Source organism: Silvibacterium dinghuense, from assembly GCF_004123295.1.
GTDB lineage: Bacteria > Acidobacteriota > Terriglobia > Terriglobales > Acidobacteriaceae > Silvibacterium > Silvibacterium dinghuense.
In genome coordinates, this window is sequence record NZ_SDMK01000001.1 from 898,384 (window position 1) to 918,945 (window position 20,562).

The following is a 20,562-nucleotide window of genomic DNA, read 5'->3' on the forward strand; positions in this document are numbered from 1 at the left end:
ATGCCCCGTGCGCACCATGGTGCGCACACCCGCTGGATTCTTAACGCACTCTCTCCGAACCGGACACCGGAAGAGCGTGCGGATCGCATTCACGATGTGTCCTGGAAGGAGGGCGCCATGGCGCGCCTGAACATTCTGAAGTTGAGCCACCTTGGATTCCGCGGAGCCGCGCTGCGCGCGCATGAGGGCGCGCCCGCTGCCGTCATCAGCGCGGAAGAGCAGCTGCGTCGTGCCGTTCTCGCCTGCATGCTGTGGGAGAACGAGTTCTACGAAGACGGCGAGTCGATCGCCACGCGCATTTCGGCACTGGTGCCGCGCGTCGCCGCGGAGACAGTGGCCGCGCTTGCCGTGGAAGCCCGCGAACGGATGAAGCTGCGCCATGTGCCGTTGCTGCTGGTGCGCGAGATGGCTCGCTACGAGACGCATCGCGGACTGGTGGCGGCAACGCTGGCCCGCGTCATCCAGCGCGCCGATGAGTTGGCGGAGTTCCTCGCCATTTACTGGAAGGACGGCCGCCAGCCACTCTCCGCGCAGGTAAAGAAGGGGCTGGCCGCGGCCTTCACGCGCTTCGACTCCTACGCGCTCGCGAAGTACAACCGCGAGGGCGCGGTAAAGCTCCGCGACGTGCTCTTTCTCTCGCACGCCAAGCCGGTCAGCTCCGAGCAGGCGCTCGTGTGGCGTCAACTCATCGACGGCACGCTGCCTTCGCCCGAGACGTGGGAAGTTCGCCTCTCGCGCGGCGAGCAGAAGCGCGAGGTCTGGGAGTCGATGCTGCGCGAGAACTCGCTCGGTGCGCTGGCCCTGCTCCGCAACCTGCGTAACATGCAGGCTGCGGGCGTGGACGAGGCGCTCGTGCGTCATGCGCTCGAGCTGATCCGCGTGGAGCGCGTGCTGCCCTTCCGCTTCCTTGCCGCGGCGCGCTATGCGCCGCAGTGGGAGCCGGAGCTGGAACAGGCCATGTTCGCAAGCGTCATCGGACAGGCGCCGTTCGCGGGCCGCACCGTGCTGCTGGTCGACGTCTCCGGCAGCATGGGTGCACGGCTCTCCAGCCGTTCGGAGATGCTGCGCATGGATGCGGCTGCAGGTCTCGCGGTACTGCTGCGCGAAGTCTCCGCAAAGGTGAGCGTCTATACCTTTTCGGACGCGCTCAAGGCCGTGTCTCCGCGCCGCGGCTTCGCACTGCGGGATGCCATCGTGCACTCGCAGCCGCACGGCGGTACGCAGCTCGGACGCGCACTGGGCGAGTTGCGCGAATCGTACGACCGCCTCGTCATCATCACTGACGAGCAGTCGCACGACCGCGTGCCCGCGCCGCGCGGACGCGGCTACGTGATCAATGTGGCCTCTGCCCGCAACGGCGTCGGCTACGGAGTCTGGACGCACATCGACGGCTGGAGCGAAGCCGTTGTCGACTACATCCGCGCTACTGATGCCGGCAGCGCCTAAAACAACGCGAGGGGAGCAGCTCAGGCCGTTCCCCTCGCGTTTTCCTCGCACATTCATCGTTCTCCGGTGACTCCTTTTACGATTTCTTCAGATATTCCTTTTGCGCTCAGCCGCCGCTGGGCTATGGTGAGGGGGAAAGGCCGGGGCGCATGATCGCATGGCATCCGGCACAGTCCCCTCCAGGGCAGAGGTAGGCGTGGTGAAGAAAATCGGCGTTCTGTTCGGCATGGAAAACACCTTTCCCGGTGCGCTGGTCGAGCGCATCAATTCCATGAACCTTGACGGCATCTCCGCCGAGTTTGTCGAAACCGGCGCGGTCCGCCTCGACGTTCCGCCCAGGTATGCGGTCATTGTCGATCGCATCTCGCACGATATCCCCTTCTACCGGGCCTTCCTCAAGCACGCCGCGCTGCATGGCACCGCCATCATCAACAACCCCTTCTGGTGGTCGGCCGACGACAAGTTCTTCAACTACGCGCTGGCCGCGAAGCTGGGCGTGGCCGTGCCGCCCACCGTCATCCTGCCGCACAAGCACTTTCCGCAGGGCACCACCGAGCGCTCCATGCGCAACCTCGAGTACCCGCTCAAGTGGGATGAGATCTTCGACTACGTCGGCTTCCCGGCCTTCCTCAAGCCGGTCGACGGCGGCGGATGGCGCGACGTGTACCACGTCCACAACCGCGAGGATTTCTTCTGCGCCTATGACCAGAGCCGGGATCTCTGCATGACCCTGCAGCGCGCCGTACACTTCGACGAATACTTCCGCTGTTACGTGGTCGGGCAGGACAAGGTGCACATCATGCCCTACGACCCGCGCCGCCCGCACCATGAGCGCTATCTCCAGGACCCGCCGGCCTACAGCAAGAAGCTCCTCAAGCGCGTCGAGAAGGATGCCCTCACCCTTTGCCGCGCCCTCGGTTACGACCTCAACACGGTCGAGTTCGCCGTCGAAAACGGCATCCCCTACGCTATCGATTTCATGAACCCGGCACCTGACGCCGACCTGCACTCGGTCGGCGCCGCCAACTTTGAGTGGATCGTCCAGCAGGTCGCCGAGCTTGCCGTGAAAAAGGCGAAGAAGGCTCCTGACGCACCGGCCCCGCAGGCCTCCGTGCTCCTCGGATCTTCGGTCAAAACCGTAAAAAAAGCAGCCCAAAAACCAGCAAAGGCCAAATCCAGGGCAAAGAAGCCCCCACTGGCCGATGCACAGCCCGCCGACAGCTAGAATTGAGCCATCGGCAGAGACAGAGCGCATGCGGCCTACCTTCACCATCGGCATCGAAGAGGAATACCAGACGGTTGATCCCGTCACCCGCGACCTGCGCTCCCACATCTCCACCGAGATGCTGGCCAAAGGCAAAATCCGCCTCGAAGAGCGGGTTAAGGCCGAGATGCACCAGTCTGTCGTCGAAGTGGGCACCCGCGTCTGCCGCACCATCGGCGAGGCCCGCATCGATCTCTACGATCTGCGCCGCCAGATGATCCTGCTCGCCCGCGAGCATAACCTGCTGCTCGTCGCCGGCGCCACGCATCCCTTCGCCGACTGGCGCAAGCAGGAGATCTACCCCGACGAACGCTATGCCCGCGTCGTCGAGGATCTGCAATCAGTCGCCCGTGAAAATCTCATCTTCGGCCTGCACGTCCACGTCGGCATCGAAGACAAGGAAGCCGCCATCCGCGTCATGAACTCGATGCGCTACTTCCTGCCGCACATCCTGGCGCTCTCCACCAACTCGCCCTTCTGGCGCGGCGACAAAACCGGCCTCAAAAGCTATCGAGCCAAGGTCTTCGACAAATTCCCACGCACGAATATCCCCGATAGCTTTGCCAGCTACAGCGAGTTCGACGACTTCGTAAACCTGCTCATCAAGACCAACTGCCTCGACAACGCCAAGAAGATCTGGTGGGACATCCGCCCGCATCCCTTCTTCAGCACCATCGAGGTCCGCATCTGCGACATCCCCATGCGCGCCGAGGAGACGCTGGCCATCGCCGCGCTCATCCAGGCGACGGCGGCCAAGCTCTACCGCCTGCATGAGCGCAACCAGGACTGGCGCCAGTATTCCCGCGCGCTCATCATGGAGAACAAGTGGCGCGCCGTCCGCTACGGCCTCGACGGCAAACTGATCGATTTCGGCAAGCAAATCGAAGTTCCAGAGCGCGAACTCATCGTCGAGTACATCGACTTTGTGGATGAGGTGGTTGACGAACTCCAGTGCCGCGACGCCATCGCCTACATCCACACCATCCTGCGCGAAGGCACAGGCGCCGACCGCCAGCTCAAGAAATTCGAAGAGACCGGCGATCTCAAGGCCGTGGTGGATTACATGGCGGAAGAGACACAGGCGGGGCTGTTTTAAGAACAGCTTCTAGCGCAAACAAAACGGGTGCTCCTACCCAAGCCGGGTGCCCCACGTCTCGCTTCTGAGACGTGGGAAGGCAATACTTTGAGCACCGGGAAGACGAGCTGGCAGCTAAGAGCTGTTTTACTGCAACGTCGCCGGGTCCTTCTGCGCGATCAGTTCAATATCGAAGATCAGGTCGGCCTTGGGAGGAATCGGGCCGCGGCCCTGCGCGCCGTAAGCCAGCTGCCAGGGGATGAAGAGCCTCCGCTTGCCGCCCACCTTCATCCCAGCGAAACCTTCGTCCCAGCCGGTAATTACGCGATGCATGCCCTGCGGAAAATCGAACGGCGTGCCGCGATCGACCGACGAGTCGAACTTCGTGCCGTCCGAGGCCAGCCATCCGGTGTAATGCACGGTGTAGTACCACCCCGGCTGGGCTTCATCGCCGGTGCCTACCTGGATGTCCTGGTAGCGCAGGGCAAAGCCAGTCTGAACGTCAGATGTCACGGGGGGAATATTCTTGGGCAGCACGGGTACGGTCTCCTTTGGTGTTGGGCATGGCGCAGCACGATGCACAACGGTGCGCCGGGTCGCGGTATGCGTGGTGGTGTGAGCGGTCGAATGCTTTGCCGTTCCTGTTGTACTGGCAGACGCCTTTGCAGGAGCGGTTGGGGAAGCCGTTTGGGCCATCAGGAGCGAGGCAGCGAACAGAGGAAGCACTGCCAGGCCCGGGCGAGGTACGCGCATGAAAATCTCCATAGGAGGACTGAGCGAAAGATAAAGCCTCGTCCCCGGCCAGTCAAAAGACCGGATTGCGATCAGCGTGCTTTTGCCTTGCGCTTTCCCGCCTCCCTGCCCGCCTCATTGAGCGCGGCTGCTGCGCGGATGAGCGCCTTCAGCGCGGCTTCGTCGACGGTTTCCCCTTCGTGAATATCGATAGCGCGGCGGACATTGCCTTCGAGACTCGAATTGAAGAGATGGGCAGAGTCCTCGAGCGCAACGCCCTTTGCAAACGTGAGCTTGACGACAGACTTGTAGGTTTCGCCGGTGCAAAGGATGCCGTGATACGAGAAAACGGGCGTGCCTCGCCATTTCCACTCTTCGATCACGCCGGGAACGGCTTCATGGATGAGGGCGCGCACATGCGCGAGCGTCTTACCGCGCCAGTCGCCAAGCTCTTCGATCCTGCGATCGATCAGCATGGAGGCGGATTCTACTGCTTCGGAAGCACTCATGGCAGGCTCCTGTGTTCGCACTGAGAGTAGCCATCGACGGGGTACGAGGGCAAGCGGCAGCATGCTATAGCATTTTTCCTGAAGGTGCAGGGTATGGCGAGATCGCCGGTGCCGTTTTCTCTCAAGGAAAACGGTATGGCACGTTCGTTGACAACTACACAGGACCAGGAAAAATGCTTTAAGCTGACCGCGCAGCTCCGGAGGCCGCCATGCGTTCCAACCGTTCTGTTCCTCCCTGTCCGGTGATTCCCGTTCTACGCTACCCTGACCCCGGCGTCGCAGCGGCATGGCTGGAGGCGGCATTCGGCTTCACGGTGCGACTGCGCATCGCCAATCATCGTATCCAGATGTACGCCAGCCAGGGTTGCTTCACCATCGGAGAGGGCGACATCGCGCCCAATGCATCGGCACTCGTGCAGGTTCGCATCGAAAATGCATGGGAACACTGCGAACACGCACGCACCGCGGGCGCGAAAATTCTGACCGAACCGCAGGACTTCCCTTATGGCGAGCGCCAATACTCGGCGCAGGACTTCTTCGGCCACCAGTGGAACTTCACCGAGACGATCGCAGATATAGAACCGGAGAGCTGGGGCGGGACGTCTGTGAACCTTTGAAGGAAATGAGGCTCTTCGCCGCAAGACTCTGTTCGGAGCTTTCCTCCGCATGCCCCGGACGCCTGCGACGCGCGCCGTAGTGTCCGGGGCATGCGGAGGAAAGCTCTAACTTTTTGATCCCTGCGCAGCAGCCTTCCGTCTCGCGGCAAACTCGGCAGGCGTCGGAATCGGATCTACGATGCGGCCTTCGAACAGGTCAGCGAAGAGCTTCACCATCTCGTTTTTGATGAGACCGTTGGTGGCGAGGACTTCCCTGCTGTCGAGACGAAACGCTTCGCCGGTGAAGCCGGACATGGAGCCTCCGGCCTCGGTCACAAGCAGCGAGCCGGCAGAGGTATCCCATGGGTTGAGATTGAACTCCCAGAAGGCTTCGAGACGGCCGCAGGCAACATACGCGAGATCGATAGCGGCCGATCCGGCACGGCGAACACCGTGCGAGCGCAGCGTGAACTCCTGGTAGAAGTGGATGTTCGGATTGTCATGGCGCTTGCGGCTGGGAAAGCCGGTAGCGACGAGCGATTCGGCGAGGTGCGGAGTACGCGAAGCGTGGATGGGCGCGCCGTTAAGAAAGGCTCCGCGCCCGCGCTCAGCGGTAAAAAGCTCATCGCGGAGCGGATCGTAAATAATTGCCGCGACGATCTCGCCATCCTCCTCAGGAGCAAGCGAAGCAGGGCGATGCTCGAGCCCCATGGAGACGCAGAAGACAGGAAAGCCGTGAGCAAAGTTCGTGGTGCCGTCGAGAGGATCGATATACCAGCGGTATTCATTCGTAAGCTGCGAACGCGTTCCCTCTTCGCCGTAGACACCATGATCGGGGAAGACCTGGCCAAGATGCTCGACGATGAGCTTCTCACTGGCACGGTCGGCTTCGGTGACCAGATCGACATCACCCTTGTACTCGGTGGCAACACCGCGACGATAATACTCGCGCAGCAGGGCTCCGGCCTCGCGGGCGATGGGAGTAGCAGCAGGAACGAAGAGGAAGTCTGAAGAATGAGTCACGCCTGAGCCCCTTGATCTGTAACCGTATCCGTTGCATTTGCGGAGGAGCGTCGCGAGGTGCGGGCGCGGCCGGTGAGTTCGGTAATGGTGCGGATCTGCTGCTTGTAGATAAAGAGGTTGGGCTTGCCGTCGCGGGTGAGGCGGATCATGCGGTCGTCGAAGTATTCGATCCATCCGGAGACGGACTCGCCATCACGCAGCTTGACCGTGACAGGAACCTGGCGCTCGCTGAGAGAACGCAAATAGAGGGCTTCCTGCCCGGTAGTGCCGGAAGGTGGAGTCTTCTGCCGCTTGCGCGTAACGCCGGTATTGGCCATGGAGAAATTGTATCGGACAGGCTGACGATCCAGGCACAGAGTCCGGGCAACAAAGGAGATCATTCCGTTTCAGCAGCATGGCCGCGAACAGATGGAGAAATACGGCGCACGTTGAAGCCATTCGGCGCCGGTGCGAAACCCGCGTCCACAAGAAAACGGGCGAGGAAGTGCTCATGGACCGGTTGCCCGTTAATAGTGGCGATGAGCAGGCCGCTGTGATGGCTGGTCGCATCATGCTGCATGGAAGCCTGCGCAGCATGCGCAAGGAAATGGGCGAGGTCACGGGCAGCGGTGGAGCGATCCGGCTCATCGGCAGGGAGAAAAACCTGAATATTCGTATTGCCGCGGCGAAGATAGGCGACAAGATCCCCGTTGCGCAGCAGGACAGAGGCTCCAACGCTCCGCGTGAGCGAGCGCGGGCTTGAGTCCGCCCCTGAATCGGCATCCGCCTGTGGCCAGCGAAGGATTGAGCCATAGACGCTGGCAGGATCGGTGGCAGAGAGAGAGAGAATTTCGGCCTTGTCCGGCTGTGTGCGCAGCGAGCGGAGAAGATCGACGGCAGCGGGCAACGCGAACTGCGCAGCTCCGAGGCCCGCGATGAAATAGCCGCGACGAACGCGGCCCGACTCTTCAAGGGCACGGAGAACGTCGTACACCGCGCTGAAGCCGCCGAAGATATTCTCCTGCGCGAGCGTCTCACGAGTAAGAATGCCGTGGCGGTTCAACAACTGAAGCGCAAGCGCGTGCGACCAGGCGGTCTGCTCTGCGGGAGTACTTCGCTCCGATGCAGGAATCAGAGTCCAGCGTCCCTGCGCCGCAGGCGGTGTGGTGCGTCGTGAACGAAAGACCGGCACGTTGTGCTGGCGCTTCGCGGTACGCGCACTCGCAGGCTTTGCAACGTAGGCGCGCAGAGCATGCAGTGTGTCATTGGTGATAAAGCCGCGCCAGACAAGGCTCCAGAGCGCATCGAGGGTCTCACCCGGATAGCCTCCGCCGATGGCGTCGTGCAGTTGAGCGAAAAACATGGCTCCGCCGCGCTGCAGCTGATCGAGGATTCTCTCCTCTTTTTCTGTGAGCGGATTTGCCTCCCGGCCGGGACGCGCCGGCAACAAGTCGGGCAGGCGATCGGCAAGGTAAAGTGCGATGCGGCCATCGTGCTCTCCAAGCGGATCGAGACCACACCATACCACCTCCCCCGCAGCGATAAGAGTATCGAGATCGGAGGGTGAGTATTTCGCAAGGCGCGCAGGCAGAATGGACGATTCGAGAATGGATGCCGGTAGTGGCGCACCCTGCAGGTTCTCAATAGTATCGAGCAGTGCATCGAGACCGCGGCGCGGCTGCAGCACTCCCTGCCAGTGCGTAGCGAAACGGGAGAGAAGCCTCTGGTCGGCCGGCTCAATCTCTTTTCGTAACCGTGCCAGTGACTTTCTCCGGATCTGGCGCAGAACGTCGAGATCGCACCACTCACGATGGACACCACCGGGACGGAATCCGCCTTCCACGATACGGCTATCGAGCACCAGTGCATGCAGCGTGGACTCGACAAGGCGCGCATCGAGGCCAAAACGCGTGGCCACTTCGGGCAGCGTAAACGGCCCATGGGTGCGGGCATAACGGCGGATCAGCTCAAGAGCAGGCGCAGCGACAGGCACAAGCAGCGAGGCTGCAATCCCGGACGGCAACCGAAGGCCGAGAGCATCGCGATACCGGGCAGCATCTTCGATCGCGATGAGGCGCTTCTCCCCGGCGATCTTCACTTCAAGGATGCGGCGCGCACGGAGAAGACGGTCCATGCCGGATATGAGATCGGACGAAGCGAGGCGTTCGATAACAGCTTCGCGGGTAAGATCGCCGAGACGCAGCAGCAGGTCATGGATGCCATCGACATTGCGGACCCGGAACGACTCGCCGCGCAGCTGTAGCTGATCCTCCACCTCGGCAATGGCATCGGCGTCGAGCAGTTCGCGAAGATCGGCATCGCCGAGAAGATCGCGAAGCTGATCCTGATCGATGGAGAGCGCCTGTGCGCGCCGCTCGGCGAGCGGCGCATCACCTTCGTAGATGTAGTTCGCCACGTAGCTGAAGAGCAGGGAAGAGGCAAAAGGCGAAGGCGTGCGCGTATCGACGACATGAACGCCGAGTTGGCGCGTTTTGACGGCGCGAAGGACTTCGAGAAAGGCCGGAATGTCGAAGACATCGCGCAGACATTCGCGATAGGCCTCGAGGAGCATGGGAAACGAGGAATAGCGCGCGGCTACGGCGAGAAGATCCGATGCGCGCTTTCGCTGCGCCCACAGCGGTGCGCGGCCCTGCGCCCTCCTGCGCGGCAACAGCAGAGCGCGGGCAGAGGCTTCGCGAAATTTCGCGGCAAACAGCGCCGTGGAGCCGAGCTGGCGCAGAACAAGATCGGTAGCCTCAGCTGGATCAATCAGCAGCAGATCGGAATCAGGCGCGGCATCCGTATCCGGAAAGCGAATCACGAAGCCGTCATCTGCCCACATGGTCTCGACATCCGGCTGGCCCGCGGCGCGGAGCCGGGCAGTAATGGCCATGGCCCAGGGAGCGTGGACACGCGTACCAAAGGGAGTAAGAACGCAGACGCGCCAGTCGCCCAGCTCGTCGCGGGTGCGTTCGATGACGATGCTTCGGTCATCTGGAACAACCGTAGTGACAGTTTCCTGATCGGCGAGAAAGTGCAGCAGATTTTCGGCCGCCTGCAGATCAAGATCATGCTCACGCGTGAGCCGGCTGAGCGCCGCATTGCGAGGCAGCTCGCGCAGTTCGCGGACCAAAGCACCGATACGGCGGCCGAACTCGAGTGGACGGCCCGCCTGGTCGCCGTGCCAGAAGGGCATCTTGCCCGGCTCGCCGGGTGCGGGAGAAACGAGCACGCGGTCATGCGTAATCTCATCGATGCGCCACGACGATGCGCCAAGAACAAAAACCTCGCCGGCGCGGCTCTCGAAGACCATCTCCTCATCGAGTTCACCCACGCGCACAGGCTTGTCCGTACCCGACAGGAATACCCCGTAGAGGCCGCGGTCAGGAATGGTACCGCCATTGAGGATGGCCAGGCTCTTCGCGCCTTCGCGCGGCGTGAGCACATGGGCGGCACGATCCCAGGTGATGCGCGGACGCAACTCTGCGAACTCGTCCGACGGATAGCGTCCCGCAAGCAGGTCAAGAACGCCTTCAAATGAAGCACGAGTGAGCGAGGCGAAGGGCGCGGACGATCGCACCAGCCGAAAGAGCGATTCGACGCCGATCTCCGCCTGCGCAGGCGCCTCACCGCGGCGGCGCGGCACGGCAAGCGCAGGCGGATGCGCAACTGTGGCGACGATCTGCTGTGCCAGCACATCGAGCGGATTGCGCAGGTAGCGCGTGGACTCGACCAGCCCCTCATGCATGGCGCGTGTCACAGCAGCGCAGGCGATAAGATCGGCGCGGTATTTCGGAAAGATGATGCCGTCGCTCGCCGCTCCCACCCGGTGGCCTGCACGGCCAATGCGCTGCATCCCGCTGGCTACCGAAGGCGGCGCTTCGATCTGAATGACGAGATCGATGGCGCCCATATCGATACCAAGCTCAAGCGACGAAGTCGCGACGAGAGCGCGCAGATTGCCCGCTTTGAGCTGCTCTTCTATCTCCGATCGCTGCGAGGCGGCAAGCGAACCGTGATGGGCGCGAGCCAGGACCTGAAAGGGCTCACCAGCCTCCGCAGCTCGCTCCTGCGCCAAATCATTCAGAGCACCGGCCAGCCGCTCGGCGGTGCGGCGGTTATTGACGAAGATCAGCGTGGACTGACGTTCGAGGACAATCTCCAGCAGGCGCGGATGGATGGCGCTCCATATCGAAGTGCGCTTCGGCGCCTGCGAGGCCGCACCGCCGGACAGATCCTCCATCTGGCCCTGGCTGTCTATGCTGAGGTGGGCCATGTCCTCGACGGGAACCTCGACGCGCAGCTCGAGATGCTTGGGCTCACTGGCATCGACGATGGTGACGGGCCGGAAGCGCTGTGCGGGTTCGTCGTCGCTGACGATGGAAGACACAGCCAGCCCCGCATCCTCGATATTTGCTTTCGGAGAGGGTTCGACACCGGCGAGAAAGTGCGCCACTTCTTCGAGCGGGCGCTGCGTGGCCGAGAGCCCGATACGCTGCACAGGCTTTGCCGTAATGGCCTCGAGGCGTTCGAGCGAGAGCGCAAGATGCGCACCGCGTTTGGTCGGAACGAGGGCGTGAATCTCATCGATGATGACCGTTTCGACCGTGCGCAGCTGCGCAGCCGACTCGGAGGTGAGCAGCAGGTAGAGCGACTCCGGCGTAGTGATGAGGATTTCGGCCGGATTGCGCCGGAAGCGCGCCCGCTCTCGCTGCGCAGTATCCCCGGTACGGATGCCGATCTCCGGAATATGCGCAGATACGCCCATGCGTTGCGCCATCTCCTCGATCCCCGCGAGCGGAGAGCGCAGGTTGCGCTCCACATCGACGGCCAACGCCTTGAGCGGGCTGATGTAGATCACGCGGCAGCCCTGCACTTCATCCGCCGTGCGCCGCAGCATGAGGCGGTCAAGACACCAGAGGAATGCGGTGAGCGTTTTACCAGTACCCGTGGGAGCGAGGATCAGCGTGCTCTCGCCGCCGGCGATGGCCGGCCAGCCGAGACGCTGCGGCGCGGTCGGGCGACCGAAGACAGCACGGAACCATGCAGCCGTAACGGGATGAAAGAGCGCAAGCGCAGTATCACCCTGCCCGGCAACAGCAGCTTCGTCGAGGGCAGGCCTGCCCTTTGCGCGCGATGCAGGCTGCTTGCCGGCCGGACTGGAGGATTTCGATTTCGCTGCCATCGGAGAAGAAGATTATCTGCCCTTCCAGATGCGCGGATGAGCCTCCACGAATTGCACGAACAGATCGCTGATAGCGCGATCGTCTGCAATAGAAGGGTGTCCATGGCAGCCGGTAAAGGCTAGGTGATGGATAGGGATAAAGGCGATGTTCGGATCGCCGAGGGCTTTGAAACGATCGACGACGCGCTGCTCCTCGGAGGCGATTTCACCATTGGCCATATCGGTAGCCCAGAGCAGGAAGAAGGCATGCGGATTCTGCTCGCGCAGGCCTTTGAGGAATCGAAGATAGGTAGCTTCGTAATCCGCATGCAGCGCGTCGCGGGTCTTCCACTTTTCTCCGTCGTGGAGCGGGGTGGAAAAATCATTGGTCCCGAGCGCGATCACGATCAGCTGCGGCTTCCATGTAGAATCCAGCGCTTCCTGCTTTTTATCAAAGAGCACATAGGGATACGCCTCTGGCAGCGTATCCGCAGCAAAGCCGTTGTAATTGCGAACGATGCCGCGGCCGGAGATGGCATGGACCTCATAGTCGGCATGGAAGTGCACGGCGGTCAGCGGACCGAAGGCCTGTGTGTTATCGGTGCTGGCCCAGACCTCGTCGGCAGTGCAGGCCTGCTTCGGAGAGGTGTTGCCATAACCTACGGTGTGCGAGTCGCCGATGAATTCAATCTGGCGCCGGCTGGGTTTCGGAGGGGAGAGCGGTTTCTCCTGGGCAGAAAGAGCGAATCCCCCGAAGTGGTTCGGAGCGGACTGGCTCTCCGTGGCGATGTAGAGATCGACCGCGTGACGGCCCTTCGCCAGACCGGTAACCGCGTAGACACCGGGCTGAGGATCTTTGAGGACGAGGGGCAGCTGATGGTCGACAACCACGTGCAGAATTTCATGCGCGACGCCAACGCGGAAGAAGACCTCGGCTCCCCGAAAGGCAGCCTGATAGTAAATGCCTGGCCACTGCGAGGCGAAGCCGGGCGCTTCCGGTCCGGCAGCGGGAGCATTCAGGACGCGGCCGTGGATAGACATCTTCAACGGCACGAGCGCAGGCGGGCTGGCGAGCCGTTCGAGACTCATCTGCTGGGCTTGCACAAACGGAGGAAGCGAGGCGGAGAGAAGCGTCGCCAGGAGGAGGATTCCACCCCTGAATGTCATGGTGCCCTCCAGTGTATCCGGCGGAAGGCTGAGAGAGCTGCAGGCTACATATTTGCGGTGACAGCGGCGCTCCGTTAGCCTCGAGGTACCATGGCTGGCCAACCAAAAGAACTCGACCGTCTGATGCGAGAACGGCTGCTTGAGACGGCGCGTGCCGCAGCCGCGCACGCCTATGCTCCCTACTCCAGATTTCGCGTAGGCGCAGCACTTCTATTTGAGGACGGCTCTCTGGTCACGGGATGCAACGTGGAGAATGTCTCCTTCGGGCTGACAAGCTGCGCAGAGCGGAATGCGCTGTTCCGTTCGATAAGCGAGCGCGGCGCAGTGGCAGAGAATGGCGAGCAGCGGCGCATCCTCGCCGTGGCCGTCACAAATCTGAACAACATGGCTTCTCCGCCCTGCGGAGCCTGCCGCCAGGTGATGGCGGAGTTCGCGGCTCCGGGAGCAGTCGTGCTCTTTCCTGGTGAAACCGCGCACGGCGTGGAGATTGTGGAGCGAAAACTCGAAGAGCTGCTGCCCTATGGCTTCCGGCTCGACGGAGTATAGACGGACGATATGAGCGAGAGCATGATCCACGCAATTGACGTGATCCGGAAGAAGCGCGACGGCGCCGAGCTGACGACGGAGGAAATCCGCTTCGTGGCCGAAGGCGCGGCGCGGCAGACGATTCCCGAAGCGCAGCTCGCGGCATGGCTGATGGCGGCATGGATACGCGGACTCTCCCGGCGCGAGGTCGCCGACCTGACCGCGGCGATGCGCTACTCCGGCGAGGTCTTCGACCACGCAGGGCTGGGTAAGCCAACGGTAGACAAACATTCAACCGGCGGCGTGGGCGACAAGACATCGTTCCTTGTGGCTCCGCTGGCGGCGGCCGCAGGCGTGGCCGTGCCGATGATCAGCGGACGCGCGCTCGGCCACACCGGCGGCACGCTGGACAAGCTCGAAAGCATTCCCGGCTACCGGACACAGTTATCCCTCACCGAAGCGCGCGCTGTAATAGACCTTTGCGGGGCGACCATCATCGGGCAGACCAGAAACCTCGTCCCCGCCGACCGCGTGCTCTATGATCTGCGCGACCGCACCGGCACGGTCGAAAGCCCATGGCTGATCTGCGCCTCCATCATGAGCAAAAAGCTGGCTGCCGGACTGAATGGCCTCGTGCTGGACGTGAAGACCGGCTCGGGAGCATTTCTCAAGGACCCGAAGCAGTCGCGCTTCCTCGCCGAACTCATGGTCGAGACCGGCGAGCGCTCGGGCACGCGCACGGCCGCGGTGATGACCTCGATGGACCAGCCGCTGGGGCGGATGGCCGGCAACTGGATCGAGATCTGGGAGTCGATCGAACTGCTGCGCGGCGAGCGGCATCCGCTCAGCGAAGACCTGCGCGAGCTTTCCCTGGTGCTTGCCGGGTGGATGATCCACCTGAGCGGCAAGGCAGCGACGGCAGACGAGGGCCGCGCCATGGCCGAAGCACGCCTCGAAGACGGCAGCGGGCTGCGCATCTTCCGCGAGATGGTCGCGGCGCAGGGCGGCGAACTCAAGGCGCTGGACGAGCCGGAGAAGTTCCACCAGCCGAAATTCCGGCGGGAGTTCGTAGCCGACCGGGCCGGGTATTTTGCCTTCTGCGACTGCGAACTGGTGGGCTGGGCCGTGCAGCGGCTGGGCGCCGGACGCGAAAAGGCCGGCGAGCCGGTAGCGGCGCATGCCGGCCTGGAGATGAAGGTCAAACTGGGCAACCGCATCGAGCGCGGGCAGGTACTGGCGGAGCTGTTTGCAGACGAAGAATCGCGCTTTGCCGAGCCGGAAGCGCTCCTGCGGCGGGCGCTGGCGATCCGGGACGAGGCTGCGGACGTACCGGCGCTGATCGGCGAAGTCATCACGGCGCAATAGGCACGGCCCAAGCCTGAAGCGCTGCGGCCGAGGAATCCGCTTGAGGAAGGCCGGGTCCGCCCATAGGATGAGAGAAACAAAGGAGCGACATTGATTCGATTCACCGGGGTGCTGGGCCTGCTGACCATGCTGACGCTGGCATGGATCTTTTCGACGAACCGGCGGGCGATCCGGTGGCGGACCGTGATCTGGGGCCTCAGCCTGCAGATTGTCTTCGCCTTTCTCGTGCTCAAGTGGACGGTGGGCCAGAAGATCCTGGCCACGGTGGGCGCGGCGATCACGCGCATGCTCGCCTACTCCTTTGCCGGCTCGGAGATGGTCTTCGGCGAGCTGGGCAGGCAGCATTCCTCGCTGGGCATGATCTTCGCCTTCCAGGTGCTGCCGACCATCATCTTCATCTCTGCCCTGTTTTCGGTGCTCTATCACATCGGCGTGATGCAGCTGGTCATCCGGCTCTTCGCGCGGCTGATGCTGTGGACCATGCGCGTTTCAGGCGCCGAAAGCCTGAACGTCGCGGCCAGCATCTTCATGGGCCAGACCGAAGCTCCGCTGACCATCCGGCCGTTTCTGCCCAGGGCCACGCGCTCCGAGCTGATGACCATCATGACCAGCGGCATGGCGCACGTCTCGGGCGGCATCATGGCGGCGTACATCCTCTACGGCATCGAGGCGCAGCACCTGCTGGCAGCGGTCATCATGACCGCCCCGGGCACCATCCTTATCTCAAAGATGCTGGTGCCGGAGACGGAGACGCCGGCAACCGAGGGCGTCGTCCACATGCCCAGGGAAGAAGAACACAAGGACGAGAACCTGCTGGGCGCGATCGCCCGCGGCACCATCGACGGCGGCAAGCTGGCCTTCAACGTGGCCATCATGCTCATCTCCTTCCTGGCGTTGATCCACCTGCTGAACGGCATCCTGGGCGGCGTGCACAACTGGCTGGCGGCGCGGCATTTCGCGTACTTCCCTTCCAGCCTCGACTCCATTCTCGGCGTGCTTTTCTCCCCGATTGCCTGGCTCATCGGCATCCCCTGGCATGAGACGCGGATCGTCGGCAATCTGCTGGGCACACGCATGGTTATCAATGAGGTGGTGGCCTACTCGCTGCTGGGCGCGCAGAAGGCGGCGCTCGACTTCCGCTCCTTCACCATTGCCACCTTCGCGCTGTGCGGCTTTGCCAACCTGAGCTCCATCGGCATCCAGATCGGAGGCATCGGAGCGCTGGCTCCGAACCGCCGGAACGATCTCGCGCGGCTGGGCCTGAGGGCCATGCTCGCCGGCACCATGGCCAACCTCATGTCTGCCTCCATTGTCGGAATCATGCTCAAATAGAAGAAACACCCCAGAAAGCGTCGCCCTCCCCATGTCTTTCACCGTGATTTCCTCCACTGCGCTCTATGAGCGCGCATCGGAAGCTGCGAAGTTTCTGCAATCGCATACAGGGCACACGCCCCTGGTCGGAGTGGTACTCGGCTCCGGGCTCGGCGGCTTCGCGGCGGAGATCGAGCAGGCCGCGGTCATTCCCTACAGCGAGATTCCGCACTTTCCGCGCTCGACCGTGGCAGGTCACAGCGGGCGGCTGCTGATCGGCACCGTTGCCGGAACACCGGTCGCGGTGATGCAGGGCCGGGTGCATGGCTACGAAGGCTACTCGGCGGCCGAATCGACCTTCCCGGTGCGCGTGCTGGGCATGCTGGGGATAAAGGCGCTGGCGCTGACGAATGCGGCCGGAGGCATCCGCGCCAGCTACGCACAGGGTGACCTGGTGCTGCTCTCCGACCACATCAACCTGATGGGAGTAAACCCGCTCACCGGACCGAATGATGAACGGCTGGGGCAGCGATTCTTCGACATGACGGAAGCCTATGCACGGCGCCTGCGCCAGCTGGCGCATACCGCGGCCAACGAGAACGGCGTTGCCCTGCAGGAAGGCGTCTACATCGGCGTGCCGGGGCCGAGCTTCGAGACACCGGCCGAGATCCGCGCCTTCCGCGCGCTGGGCGCCGACCTGGTGGGCATGTCCACCGTGCTCGAGACCATCGCCGCGCGGCACATGGGCATCGAGGTACTGGGAATTTCATGCGTGACGAACATGGCAGCGGGCATCCAGGTAGAGCCGCTGAATCACGAGGAAGTCATGGAGACGGGCAAACGCGTGGAAGGCCAGCTGGCGGCGATTCTGAAGAGCGCATTGCCGGAGATCGCGAAGCTGGTGCAGGCAGGAGGCGGAAAGGCGTAGTGAGGCAACCGGTTGTACTGGGAATCGCGGGCTGTTCGGGCTCGGGGAAAACGACGCTGGCCGAAGAGCTGGCAAGAGAGCTGGAAGGCACACACTTCCACCTGGATCACTACTATCGCGACCTCGCGCACATGAGCTACGAGGAGCGATGTCAGCAGAATTTCGACGACCCGGACATCATCGAAAGCGATCTATTGATCCGCGACGTCGGACGGATGGCCGCGGGCGAGACCATCTGGCATCCGCAATACGACTTCGCCACGCACACCCGCAGGAAAAATGCCATCACGAGGATGGAGCCCGGACACCTGCTGATCATCGACGGCATCTTCGCGCTGCACTATCCTGGGCTGCGCAGGTTCTACCATCTCGGCATTTACGTCGACACCCCGGACGAAGTCTGTTACGAACGCCGTTTGCGGCGCGATGTATGCCAGCGCGGGCGGACAGAAGAATCCGTCGCGCAGCACTACACCGAAACAGTACGGCCGATGGCGGAAAAATACGTCCGCCCATCGGCACAGCATGCAGACATCGTGATGGACGGGACCGAATCGCTGGACTGGGCCATCGAAGGCCTGATGAACGAGCTCAGGCAGCGCGGGCTGCTGGAAAGGATCATGGCCCGCTGAGCGCCAGCCCCAAAGGTGGCCCACTCAAGCCCGATTTTGGCTTGCGCGGAGTGCCTGGAACCTTTTCACCACAGATGACACAGAGAGCACAGAGGCATCCTCACCAGGCTTTGCGCTCTTCGCGTGGAAACGGGATGCAGGTAGCGGCACGACTCCCTCTGTGTCCTCTGTGCTCTCTGTGGTGCAATGCTTTTCTTTCCCCAGCGCCGCCGAGGGAAGTTCGTAAACGGGCTCTAAGCTATATCCGGACAGTTCCACGATGAAGAGAGGTTGAGCATGACCGCAGCGCGAAACAACAGGCAGACAATGAAGAGACTCGCAGGGCTGGCCCTAGCGGCCGCGCTTCTCACCGGCGCAGCCGCCGCATCGGCGCAGAACTTTGCCGACATCAAACCCGCGCCGCAGCAGCTGGAGTGGCAGGATCTTCAGTTCGGCGTCATCATCCACTTCGGCACCAACACCTTTCTCGACCGTGAATGGGGCGATGGCACAGCCACGCCGCAGACCTTCAACCCGAAGCACTTCGATCCCGACCAGTGGATGAAGGCCATCAAAGCCTCGGGTGCGAAGTACGTAGTCATGGTCGCCAAGCATCATGACGGATTCTGCCTGTGGCCCACCGAGCAGACCGACTACAGCGTGAAGGCGAGCCCATGGATGGACGGCAAGGGCGACGTGGTCGGCGCAGTGGCGAAGGCAGCTCGCGCCAACGGCCTCGGCTTCGGCATCTATCTTTCCCCCTGGGACCGGCATGATCCTCGCTACAAGGAAAAGGACACTACCGAATATGACAAGTACTACCAGTCGGAGCTCGAAGAGCTGGTGACAAAGTACGGTGACCTGACCGAGTTCTGGCTGGATGGCGCCGGCAGCGGCGGCCACGTCTACGACTTCCCGAAGATCGTCGAAACACTGCGCACCTACCAGCCGAATACTATCGTCTTCGCCGACACCGCTCTTTTCCAGTACGCGGACGCGCGCTGGGTCGGCACCGAGTCAGGCTTCATCAACTACGAGAACTGGAACGTCATCGACCGGCATGGCTATCTGCGCTGGCGGCCCATCGAAGCCGATACACCGCTGCACAAGTTGCAATGGTTCTGGCATCCGAACAGCGACCAGACGCTGCGCAGCCTCGACGACCTGGTGAACAGCTGGGAGAACTCAGTAGGACACGGAGGCCAGTGGATGCTGGGCGCGGCTCCGAACAGTGACGGCCTGCTGCCCGAGGCCGATGTGAAGCGCCTGAAGGAGCTGGGTGACACGCTCCGCCAGCGTTATTCGAATAATCTCGCGCAACATCACCTCTCCACCGACGAAAATACCACCAACGCACTCGACGGCGACCGCGACACCTTCTGGTCCGCACCTGAAGGCTCGCGCTCGGCAACACTCGAGGTGCGCTTCGCGCATCCGGAGACGATCGATCACGCGCTGACGATGGAGTGGCTCAACGACGGGCAGCTCATCCAGCAGTACCGGATCGAGGCATGGAAGGATGGCAGGTGGGTGCCTGTGGTTTCGGACTTCGCCATCGGCCATATGAAGATCGACCGCTTCCCTGCCGTCATCACCGACCGCGTGCGGCTGAACATCGTGGCCGCGGCAGGACAGGCGCGTATTCGCGAGTTCCAGCTCTTCCATCTGGACGAGGCAGGCATGGAGACAGCCGCGAAGTAGCGTGCTGGCTATAATGCAGAGCAATGCGCAGGAGGCCGACCCCAGGCCTCCTGCGCATCTAGAGCCTGTTATGAACTTTCGCGCGAGCGGCGTTGCTGGGGAAAATCGGCCCAGACGAGACGGAGGACGAAGACATAGGCTATTCCTAGGCGAGGCCGACAACGAAGTATGGGCCGATTTTCCCCGCAACCCTTCAGGGCTGGGGCCAATTTTCCCGACCTCTTCGTCGCTCGCTGCTAGGATATGGCCCGATATCCGTCGCAACTCGCTCCTCGACCTCAGAAAAATTGGCGCCCAGCGCCGCCGTGGGAAAGTCCATAACAGACTCTAGGAAATCGCAACCACAGGAAGATTCAGCATGGCCCTGAAACAGCACGACCGCGCCAAGCGCATCCTGCACCTGCTGCTCGAAAAGGGCAAGGGCAGCGTAGACGAGCTGGCCGCCGCAGTAAACGCCTCTCCGGCAAGCATTCGCCGCGACCTGATTGAACTCGAGCAGCGCGGGCTGATCAACCGCACCCACGGCGGCGCCGAGGTGCCCGGACAAACCTCCTACAAGCCATTCCGCTTCGACGCAGCCTTTTCGCTGCGCGAGGAGCGCTTCGCCGATGAGAAGCGGCGCATTGCGCTGGCTGCGGCGGAGCTGGTCGTCGAGAACGACACCATCGCGCTTTCTCCCGGCACGACAACGACACAGATCGCGCGCAGCCTGCGTCATCGCGAAGGCATTCACATCGTGACCAGCGCCATCAACATCGGCATGGAGCTCTCGAGCCAGCCGAACATGAAAGTCACGGTGACAGGCGGAGCCATCCGCTGGCCGGGCTCGTTTTCGCTTGTGGGCGCGACCGCCTATGAGGCGCTGCAGCGGCTGTTCTTCGACAAGGTCTTCATGGGCGCCACCGGCATCCATCCGGAGCACGGACTGACTGTTATCGAGTCGGACGAGGCGCTCATCCTGTCGGAGATGGTGAAGCACGGCAAGCAGGTCATCGCTGTCGTCGATGCAAGCAAGCTGGGCATGGTGAGCACCTCGCAGGTATGCCCGCCGCAGAAGATTCACACCATCATCACCGACGACAGCGTCGCAGCGGAAACGATCGAGTCCTTTGCCCAGGTCGGCGTCCCGGTCATTGCGGTCTAAAAGACAACTCTCCACAGAAAAG

General features: G+C 62.5%; 17 protein-coding genes. 11 read left to right on the plus strand and 6 right to left on the minus strand.

Features of this window, described 5'->3' with window-relative positions; genetic code table 11:
• The 3 genes from ESZ00_RS03495 to ESZ00_RS03505 all read left to right on the plus strand — a co-directional run bounded on the left by ESZ00_RS03495 (window position 1) and on the right by ESZ00_RS03505 (window position 3,806).
• A complete protein-coding gene (locus ESZ00_RS03495; RefSeq protein ID WP_229740930.1) occupies window positions 1–1,446 on the plus strand; it encodes a TROVE domain-containing protein in 1,446 nt (481 codons plus the stop codon).
• Between the two features lie 157 nt (window positions 1,447–1,603).
• Window positions 1,604–2,671 carry an ATP-grasp domain-containing protein gene (locus tag ESZ00_RS03500; protein WP_373283888.1) on the plus strand — a complete coding sequence of 356 codons (1,068 nt, stop codon included), beginning with the start codon at window positions 1,604–1,606 and terminating at the stop codon, window positions 2,669–2,671.
• A 28-nt stretch (window positions 2,672–2,699) separates the two neighbouring features.
• Entirely contained in the window at window positions 2,700–3,806 is a 1,107-nt protein-coding gene (locus ESZ00_RS03505) for a carboxylate-amine ligase (RefSeq protein WP_129206790.1), read from the plus strand.
• 126 nt (window positions 3,807–3,932) lie between these two features.
• On the opposite strand, the gene ESZ00_RS03510 is transcribed toward ESZ00_RS03505, so the two are convergent.
• Both ESZ00_RS03510 and ESZ00_RS03515 read right to left on the minus strand, forming a co-directional pair.
• Complete coding sequence (locus tag ESZ00_RS03510) at window positions 3,933–4,298, minus strand: FKBP-type peptidyl-prolyl cis-trans isomerase (RefSeq protein WP_204520148.1); 366 nt, start codon at window positions 4,296–4,298, stop codon at window positions 3,933–3,935.
• 311 nt (window positions 4,299–4,609) lie between these two features.
• Window positions 4,610–5,026 carry a DUF1801 domain-containing protein gene (locus ESZ00_RS03515; protein WP_129206791.1) on the minus strand — a complete coding sequence of 139 codons (417 nt, stop codon included), beginning with the start codon at window positions 5,024–5,026 and terminating at the stop codon, window positions 4,610–4,612.
• 209 nt (window positions 5,027–5,235) lie between these two features.
• Between ESZ00_RS03515 and ESZ00_RS03520 the strand changes: the two genes are divergently transcribed.
• A complete protein-coding gene (locus ESZ00_RS03520; protein WP_129206792.1) occupies window positions 5,236–5,643 on the plus strand; it encodes a VOC family protein in 408 nt (135 codons plus the stop codon).
• Window positions 5,644–5,748: 105 nt separating this feature from the next.
• Here the strand turns inward: ESZ00_RS03520 and ESZ00_RS03525 are convergent, their stop codons facing one another.
• Genes ESZ00_RS03525 through ESZ00_RS03540 form a run of 4 tightly spaced genes read right to left on the minus strand, consistent with a single transcriptional unit; the run spans window position 5,749 to window position 12,955 of the window.
• Complete coding sequence (locus ESZ00_RS03525) at window positions 5,749–6,645, minus strand: inositol monophosphatase family protein (protein WP_188590849.1); 897 nt, start codon at window positions 6,643–6,645, stop codon at window positions 5,749–5,751.
• Window positions 6,642–7,025 (minus strand): RNA chaperone Hfq, encoded by a 384-nt coding sequence (locus ESZ00_RS03530; RefSeq protein WP_229740931.1) that lies wholly within the window; start codon window positions 7,023–7,025, stop codon window positions 6,642–6,644. The genes ESZ00_RS03525 and ESZ00_RS03530 overlap by 4 nt, the downstream gene beginning before the upstream one ends.
• Entirely contained in the window at window positions 7,022–11,809 is a 4,788-nt protein-coding gene (locus ESZ00_RS03535) for an Lhr family helicase (RefSeq protein WP_129206794.1), read from the minus strand. The genes ESZ00_RS03530 and ESZ00_RS03535 overlap by 4 nt, the downstream gene beginning before the upstream one ends.
• 12 nt (window positions 11,810–11,821) lie before the next feature.
• A complete protein-coding gene (locus ESZ00_RS03540) occupies window positions 11,822–12,955 on the minus strand; it encodes an SGNH/GDSL hydrolase family protein (RefSeq protein WP_129206795.1) in 1,134 nt (377 codons plus the stop codon).
• A 90-nt stretch (window positions 12,956–13,045) separates the two neighbouring features.
• On the opposite strand from ESZ00_RS03540, the gene ESZ00_RS03545 reads away from it, so the two are divergent.
• From ESZ00_RS03545 to ESZ00_RS03575, 7 genes are all read left to right on the plus strand, one after another.
• Window positions 13,046–13,501 carry a cytidine deaminase gene (locus ESZ00_RS03545; protein ID WP_129206796.1) on the plus strand — a complete coding sequence of 152 codons (456 nt, stop codon included), beginning with the start codon at window positions 13,046–13,048 and terminating at the stop codon, window positions 13,499–13,501.
• Between the two features lie 21 nt (window positions 13,502–13,522).
• The gene (locus ESZ00_RS03550; protein ID WP_229740932.1) at window positions 13,523–14,845 is read left to right on the plus strand and encodes a thymidine phosphorylase; all 1,323 of its coding nucleotides are present in this window, start codon (window positions 13,523–13,525) and stop codon (window positions 14,843–14,845) included.
• A 90-nt stretch (window positions 14,846–14,935) separates the two neighbouring features.
• Window positions 14,936–16,177 (plus strand): NupC/NupG family nucleoside CNT transporter, encoded by a 1,242-nt coding sequence (locus ESZ00_RS03555; RefSeq protein ID WP_129206797.1) that lies wholly within the window; start codon window positions 14,936–14,938, stop codon window positions 16,175–16,177.
• Between the two features lie 31 nt (window positions 16,178–16,208).
• On the plus strand, window positions 16,209–17,084 hold the full coding sequence (locus ESZ00_RS03560; protein WP_129206798.1) for a purine-nucleoside phosphorylase: 876 nt from the start codon (window positions 16,209–16,211) through the stop codon (window positions 17,082–17,084).
• Window positions 17,084–17,716: a uridine kinase gene (gene udk, locus ESZ00_RS03565; RefSeq protein WP_129206799.1), complete on the plus strand. Its 633-nt coding sequence runs from the start codon at window positions 17,084–17,086 to the stop codon at window positions 17,714–17,716. The genes ESZ00_RS03560 and udk overlap by 1 nt, the downstream gene beginning before the upstream one ends.
• 306 nt (window positions 17,717–18,022) lie before the next feature.
• A complete protein-coding gene (locus ESZ00_RS03570; RefSeq protein WP_129206800.1) occupies window positions 18,023–19,396 on the plus strand; it encodes an alpha-L-fucosidase in 1,374 nt (457 codons plus the stop codon).
• 358 nt (window positions 19,397–19,754) lie between these two features.
• A complete protein-coding gene (locus tag ESZ00_RS03575; protein WP_129206801.1) occupies window positions 19,755–20,540 on the plus strand; it encodes a DeoR/GlpR family DNA-binding transcription regulator in 786 nt (261 codons plus the stop codon).
• Window positions 20,541–20,562: the final 22 nt, after the last annotated feature.

Bases quoted from the DNA above. Each gene is read 5' to 3' on its own strand.
- ESZ00_RS03495 (WP_229740930.1), top strand. From the start codon at position 1: ATGCCCCGTGCGCACCATGGTGCGCACACCCGCTGGATTCTTAACGCA.
- ESZ00_RS03530 (WP_229740931.1), bottom strand. From the start codon at position 7,025: ATGATCTCCTTTGTTGCCCGGACTCTGTGCCTGGATCGTCAGCCTGTC.
- ESZ00_RS03535 (WP_129206794.1), bottom strand. From the start codon at position 11,809: ATGGCAGCGAAATCGAAATCCTCCAGTCCGGCCGGCAAGCAGCCTGCA.
- ESZ00_RS03545 (WP_129206796.1), top strand. From the start codon at position 13,046: ATGGCTGGCCAACCAAAAGAACTCGACCGTCTGATGCGAGAACGGCTG.
- ESZ00_RS03505 (WP_129206790.1), top strand. From the start codon at position 2,700: ATGCGGCCTACCTTCACCATCGGCATCGAAGAGGAATACCAGACGGTT.
- ESZ00_RS03540 (WP_129206795.1), bottom strand. From the start codon at position 12,955: ATGACATTCAGGGGTGGAATCCTCCTCCTGGCGACGCTTCTCTCCGCC.
- ESZ00_RS03575 (WP_129206801.1), top strand. From the start codon at position 19,755: ATGGCCCTGAAACAGCACGACCGCGCCAAGCGCATCCTGCACCTGCTG.
- ESZ00_RS03570 (WP_129206800.1), top strand. From the start codon at position 18,023: ATGAAGAGACTCGCAGGGCTGGCCCTAGCGGCCGCGCTTCTCACCGGC.
- ESZ00_RS03550 (WP_229740932.1), top strand. From the start codon at position 13,523: ATGATCCACGCAATTGACGTGATCCGGAAGAAGCGCGACGGCGCCGAG.
- ESZ00_RS03560 (WP_129206798.1), top strand. From the start codon at position 16,209: ATGTCTTTCACCGTGATTTCCTCCACTGCGCTCTATGAGCGCGCATCG.
- ESZ00_RS03515 (WP_129206791.1), bottom strand. From the start codon at position 5,026: ATGAGTGCTTCCGAAGCAGTAGAATCCGCCTCCATGCTGATCGATCGC.
- ESZ00_RS03520 (WP_129206792.1), top strand. From the start codon at position 5,236: ATGCGTTCCAACCGTTCTGTTCCTCCCTGTCCGGTGATTCCCGTTCTA.
- ESZ00_RS03500 (WP_373283888.1), top strand. From the start codon at position 1,604: ATGGCATCCGGCACAGTCCCCTCCAGGGCAGAGGTAGGCGTGGTGAAG.